This window comes from Mycobacterium sp. TH-M25, from assembly GCF_057473665.1.
This window is the reverse complement of sequence record NZ_JBYCLA010000272.1, coordinates 1-5591: the sequence shown is the minus strand read 5'-3', so window position 1 is coordinate 5591 and position 5591 is coordinate 1. Positions and strand designations below refer to the sequence as shown.

General features: G+C 68.3%; 5 protein-coding genes and 1 tRNA gene. 2 read left to right on the top strand and 4 right to left on the bottom strand.

Features of this window, described 5'->3' with window-relative positions:
• Position 1 precedes the first annotated feature (1 nt).
• Positions 2-74, bottom strand: a tRNA-Asn gene (locus AC2VOU_RS09300).
• A 157-nt stretch (positions 75-231) separates the two neighbouring features.
• Here AC2VOU_RS09300 and AC2VOU_RS09295 point away from each other — a divergent pair.
• The gene (locus AC2VOU_RS09295) at positions 232-471 is read left to right on the top strand and encodes a hypothetical protein (RefSeq protein WP_486957114.1); all 240 of its coding nucleotides are present in this window, start codon (positions 232-234) and stop codon (positions 469-471) included.
• A 1-nt stretch (position 472) separates the two neighbouring features.
• On the opposite strand, the gene dnaG is transcribed toward AC2VOU_RS09295, so the two are convergent.
• From dnaG to AC2VOU_RS09280, 3 genes are read right to left on the bottom strand one after another with little or no spacing between them, the layout of a single operon-like run.
• Positions 473-2383: a DNA primase gene (dnaG, locus tag AC2VOU_RS09290; RefSeq protein ID WP_486957113.1), complete on the bottom strand. Its 1911-nt coding sequence runs from the start codon at positions 2381-2383 to the stop codon at positions 473-475.
• Between the two features lie 27 nt (positions 2384-2410).
• Complete coding sequence (locus tag AC2VOU_RS09285; RefSeq protein WP_486957112.1) at positions 2411-2998, bottom strand: superoxide dismutase family protein; 588 nt, start codon at positions 2996-2998, stop codon at positions 2411-2413.
• A gap of 23 nt (positions 2999-3021) precedes the next feature.
• Positions 3022-4275, bottom strand: coding sequence for a deoxyguanosinetriphosphate triphosphohydrolase (locus AC2VOU_RS09280; RefSeq protein ID WP_486957111.1), 1254 nt, complete (start codon positions 4273-4275; stop codon positions 3022-3024).
• 95 nt (positions 4276-4370) lie between these two features.
• Between AC2VOU_RS09280 and AC2VOU_RS09275 the strand changes: the two genes are divergently transcribed.
• Positions 4371-5591: TPM domain-containing protein (locus AC2VOU_RS09275; protein WP_486957115.1), on the top strand; the 1221-nt coding region annotated here is incomplete at its 3' end.

The following is a 5591-nucleotide window of genomic DNA, read 5'->3' as shown; positions in this document are numbered from 1 at the left end:
GCTCCCCCGGGTGGACTCGAACCACCAACCCTCCGGTTAACAGCCGAATGCTCTGCCAATTGAGCTACAGGGGACTGCTTGGCGCCCACGATCACGGGGCGGACCGAATGCTGACTCTAGCGTACCGGCGTCCGTGCACCCAACCAGACCGTTCGTCCGCCGGGGGGCGGGTATCCGCCGTCATGGGGCAGGATGGACGCACACCGAACCACTCCTGGAGAAGGGGCCGTTTTGATCCGCTACGTCGTCGTGCTGGGACTGGGCTATGTGTTGGGCACCAAGGCCGGTCGGCGGCGGTACGAGCAGATCGTCGGCACCTATCGCGCGCTGACCAGCAGCCCCGCCGCCAAGTCGGTCATCGACGGCGGTCGGCGCAGGATCGCGAACCGGGTCTCCCCGGACACCCGAATGGTGACGCTGACCGAGATCGACGACGCGACGAGCGTGGTCGAGCGCGAACGACCCCGCTAGCCTAGGCGGTGAGGCCGTCGCCGCTGGCCTGCTCGAGCAGGCTGCGCCGATAGGCCTCCATCGCGACCAGGTCACCGAACAGGGCGTGATACTCGTCACCCTGCTCCACCGGCGACATCCGCTGCAGCTTCGACTTCACGTCGGCGATCTGGCGGCCGATCCACACCTCTTGGAGGCGAGCCAGCACGCCGGCGATGTAGCGCGGCAGCTTCTCGTCGTCCTCGTTCCGGAGGGCCTCGACGCCCAGCTCGTTGACCAGCCCGGCGGCGGCGGGTGACAGCGCCTGCTGGCGCACCGCATCCAGCCATTCGGCGCCACCGACACCGGCCGCGGTACCGCCGGCCGCTTCGATCGCGGAGCACACCGCGGCATAGCCGGGATGGGTGAAGCTCTCCACGGTGAGCGCGTCGAACACCGGACCGGCCAGCGCGGGGTACTGCAGCGCGGACTTGAGCGCCTCGCGCTGCGGCCACAGCGTCGGATCTTTGGGGTTGGGCCGCGAAACCACCGGTTCCGCGCCGGCGTCGGTCTGCCTGCCGACAGCGCGACGGGGTTTGTTGCGCCCTTGCGCCGCAGGGCTTTTCGCCTCCTCACGCACCCGGCCGATGACTTGCGCGACGTCGGCCCAACCCACCCATCCCGCGAGCTGGCGGGCGTACTCGTCCCGCAACGTCGGGTCCTTGATCTGGGCGACGATCGGCACGCACCGCCGCAGTGCCGACACCCGACCTTCGGCGTTGTCGAGGTCGATGTCGTTCAGGGTGGTCCGAATGGCGAACTCGAACAACGGAGTTCGTCGCGCCACCAGGTCGCGCAGCGCTCCGTCACCGGATTTCAGCCGCAAGTCGCAGGGATCCATGCCGTCGGCCGCGACGGCCACGAACGATTGACCGGCCAATTGCTGCTCGCCACCGAACGCCTTGAGTGCCGCCGCCCGGCCCGCCTCGTCGCCGTCGAACACGTAGATGAGTTCGCCGCGAAAGAAGTTGTCGTCCATCATGAGTCGACGCAACATCGACAGGTGCTCCTCGCCGAATGCCGTACCGCACGACGCCACCGCCGTGGTCACCCCGGACAGATGCATCGCCATCACGTCGGTGTAGCCCTCGACGACGACGGCCTGATGCCCCTTGGCGATGTCACGCTTGGCCAGGTCGATGCCGAACAACACGTGAGACTTCTTGTACAGCAGCGTCTCTGGGGTGTTGACGTACTTGGCTTCCATCGGGTCGTCGTCGAACAACCGCCGGGCGCCAAAGCCGATCACCTCGCCGGCCGAGGACCGGATCGGCCATAGCAACCGACGGTGAAACCGGTCCATCGGACCGCGGCGGCCCTCCCGTGACAGGCCCGCGGCCTCGAGCTCCTTGAATTCAAAGCCTTTGCGCAGCAGATGTTTTGTCAGAGTATCCCAGCCCGACGGGGCGAAGCCGCAGCCGAAGCGACGGGCGGCGTCGCCGTCGAAATTACGCTCGGTCAGGTACGTCCGGGCCGGCTGCGCCTCCGGCGATTCCAGCGCCGCCGCGTAGAACGACTGCGCCTCGGCGTTGGCGGCGGTCAGCCGGCTGCGGCTCCCGCGGTCGCGCTGCACGTTGGTGGCCGCGGCCCCGGTGTAGCTGATGGTGTGCCCGATCCGGTCGGCCAGCACTTCGACGGCCTCGACGAAGCTGATGTGTTCGATCTTCTGGACGAACGCATACACGTCGCCGCCCTCGCCGCAGCCGAAGCAGTGGAAGTGGCCGTGGTTGGGCCGCACATGAAACGACGGCGACTTCTCGTCGTGAAACGGGCAGATACCCTTCATCGAATCCGCGCCCGCCCTGCGCAGTTGGACGTAGTCGCCGACGACATCCTCGATGCGGACCCGTTCGCGGATGGCGGCGATATCGCGATCGGAGATACGGCCGGCCATCGGGACAGTGTAGAGCGCGCGGTGCGTTTACCCGGTGCCGATCACGCCGCAGGCGAATCGCTTCTCGGCGTCGGGGCTGCCCTGGGCGCCGTGGACCATAATCGCCGTCTTGCTGCCGGCCAGCAGGTCGTCGCGGGTGAACGCGTCGCTGGTGGTCACCAGGTAAGCCGCGCCGTCCTGACGCACTTCCAGGGGATCCAGGTCGCCGCTCATCGGCTCACCGGTGTGTCCCGGCGCCTGGTAGTGCGCGCCGGCCGACAGGAAATCGCCGGTCTTGCTCGGGTCGGTCGGGTCGACCGAATTGGGTTCGCATTTGCCGACGCCGTGGATGTGCATCTTGTGGAATCCGGGCGCGAGAATGTGGTCGCCGGTGGTCTTCACGGTGACCGTGGCGTAGCCGTTGGCGAATTCGAATGTCGCGGTGGCCACCGACCGGCCGTCGGCGGTGTGCACCTGCGCGCTCAGGGTTTGACCGCTCGGGGTTTGACCGCTCGGGGTTTGACCGCTCGGCGCCGGGGCGCTCGACGAGGTCGCGGTGGACGCCTCCTGGTGGGGGCTACATGCGGCAAGCGTGAGCGCAGACAGGGCGGCGAAGATGACTGAGGACTTGACCATGGTTACGACCCTAGTCCGGCGGCTCACGCCTGCGCCGCGGCGATGCGTTCCAGGCGTCCCTCGGTGTAGGAGGCGATCTGATCGACGATCACGCGCAGCCGCGAGCCGTCGTCGGGGGCGGCGTTGAAGGCCGGCACGTAGATCGGGTCCAAGGTGTGTGGGGCGCCGGCCAGCAGCGACTGCGCCACCCGATGAATGCATTCCCGTTGGCGCGCTTGGATTTCCTGATGTCGCGGGTCGGACATGATGAACTGCAGCGCCAGCGTCTTGAGCAGGGCAACCTCGGCGCGCACGACCTCCGGCACGGACAACTCGGCCTGGTAGCGGGCCAACGGTGCGGGACCGGCGGCGGCGCGGGTGGCCGCGATCGCCGCCGAGGCGAACCGGCCGACCAGTTCGCTGGTCATCCGCTTGAGCGAGACCGCGGCCGACAGAGTCGCGTCGTACTTGTCGACCGCGGCAACAGCGGGCAGCCCCGACAGCCGATGCGCCGCGGCTCTCAGATCGTCGGCATGGACCCCGGCGAAGTCCCGCTCGCCGAGCTTGGCCAAAGCGGCGGCTTCGTCGTCGTCGGCGAGCACGCGCAGGTCGATGCGTCCGGAGACGACACCGTCTTCGACGTCGTGCACCGAGTAGGCGACGTCGTCGGCCCAGTCCATCACCTGGGCCTCCAGGCAGGGCCGATCCTTGGGGGCACGGTCGCGCATCCACTCGGCTCTGGTGCGGTCGATGTCGTAGAAGCCGAACTTGCGCCGGTGCTGAGCACGCGACCACGGATATTTGGTGACCGCGTCCAGTGCTGCCCGGGTCAAATTGAGACCTGCGCTATGCCCCTGTCCATCAACGACTTTGGGCTCCAAACTGGTCAGGATTCGGAAGTTCTGCGCGTTTCCCTCGAAGCCGCCGCAGGCGGCCGCGAACTCATCGAGCGCCTGCTCGCCGTTGTGCCCGTACGGCGGATGCCCGATGTCGTGGGCCAGCCCGGCCATGTCGACCAGGTCGGGATCGCAGCCCAGCCCGAGCGCCATCCCCCGCCCGATCTGGGCGACCTCCAGCGAATGGGTCAGCCGGGTGCGCGGTGTGTCGCCTTCCCGCGGTCCGACGACCTGCGTCTTGTCGGCGAGGCGACGCAGCGCGGCGCTGTGCAGCACGCGGGCGCGGTCGCGGGCGAAGTCAGTGCGGGTCTGCCCCTCGGTGCCCGGTAATCCCGCGGCTTTCGGCGCCTCGGGCACAACCCGTTGGCGGTCGAAATCGTCATAGGGGTTTTGCTGCGTCATCGACCCACAGTCTGCCAGCTTGCTCCCCCGACTCACGTGGGCCCGGGGATAGATTGTTTCCCGTGAGCACCCTTTGCCGCTCGGTCGCCGCGTTCATGGCGATGCTGATCATCGCCCTCACCCTCGCACCGTCGGCCGCCGCTCAGCCTCCGTTCCGGCTGGCCGACTACATCACCGACCACGCCGGGGTCCTGAGTCCCGCTGGCCGCGCCGCGATTCAGTCGGCCAGTAGCCGGCTGTACACCGACCGCCGTATTCAGTTGTGGGTGGTGTTCGTCGACGACTTCTCCGGGCAACCAGCCGTTAGCTGGGCAGACAACACGCGGGCCGCCAGCGATCTCGGCGACTTCGACGCGGTGCTGGCGGTGGCGACCGTCGACCATTCCTATGCGTTCCTGGTCCCGCGCCGGGTGAAGACGATCGACGCAGGCCAGGTCGACGATCTGCGGCGCAACCAGATCGAGCCGGCGCTGCGCCGCGCCGACTGGAGCGGCGCAGCCGTGGCGGCGGCCAACGGCCTGGACCGGGGCCCGCAGTCGGCGAGCTCGGCCCCCCTGCTGATCGGGTTGGGCGTCGTCCTGTTTGCAGTGCTGGTGCTGTACGTGTTCACCCGCTGGCGGCGTCGTCGTCGGCGGGCCGCCGAGTTGGCCGCGGCCAAGCGGGTCGATGCCACCAACCCCGACGCCTTGGCCAGCCTGTCGCTGGGTGCGCTCGACGACCTGTCGCGATGGAAGGTGGTCGATGTCGACAACGCTGTGCGCACCAGCGCCAACGAGCTGGCGTTGACGATCGAGGAATTCGGCGAGCAACGGACCCAGCCCTTCACCCATGCGGTCGGCGCCGCCAAAGCCGCTCTGGCCCAGGCATTCACGGTGCGTCAACAACTCGACGACGCGATCCCTGAGACCCGCGCCCAGCGTCGTCAGCTGCTGACCGAGGTGATCGTCGGCGCGGCCCGGGCCGACCGCGAGCTGGAGTCGCAGCGGGAGGATTTCGAGCAGATGCGCGACCTGGTGGTCAACGCCCCGACGCGGCTGGACACCCTGACCCAGCAGCTGGTCGACCTCACTGCTCGCATCCAACCGGCGGAACAGCGAATGACGGCGCTGCACAACGAATTCGACTCCTCCGCGTTGGCCTCGGTGGCCACCAATGTCGCGACCGCCAAAGACCGGTTGGCGTTCGCCGAGCAAAACCTCACTCAGGCCCGCGAGAAGGCGTCCACGCCGGTCAGCGGTGAGCTGAGCGCACTTGTCGACGCCGTACGTGCCGCGGAATCGGCACTGGGGCAAGCCCGTTCGTTGCTCGACGCGGTC

Coding starts and splice junctions, on each gene's coding strand:
- AC2VOU_RS09280 (WP_486957111.1), bottom strand. CDS start 4,275: ATGACGCAGCAAAACCCCTATGACGATTTCGACCGCCAACGGGTTGTG.
- dnaG (WP_486957113.1), bottom strand. CDS start 2,383: ATGGCCGGCCGTATCTCCGATCGCGATATCGCCGCCATCCGCGAACGG.
- AC2VOU_RS09285 (WP_486957112.1), bottom strand. CDS start 2,998: ATGGTCAAGTCCTCAGTCATCTTCGCCGCCCTGTCTGCGCTCACGCTT.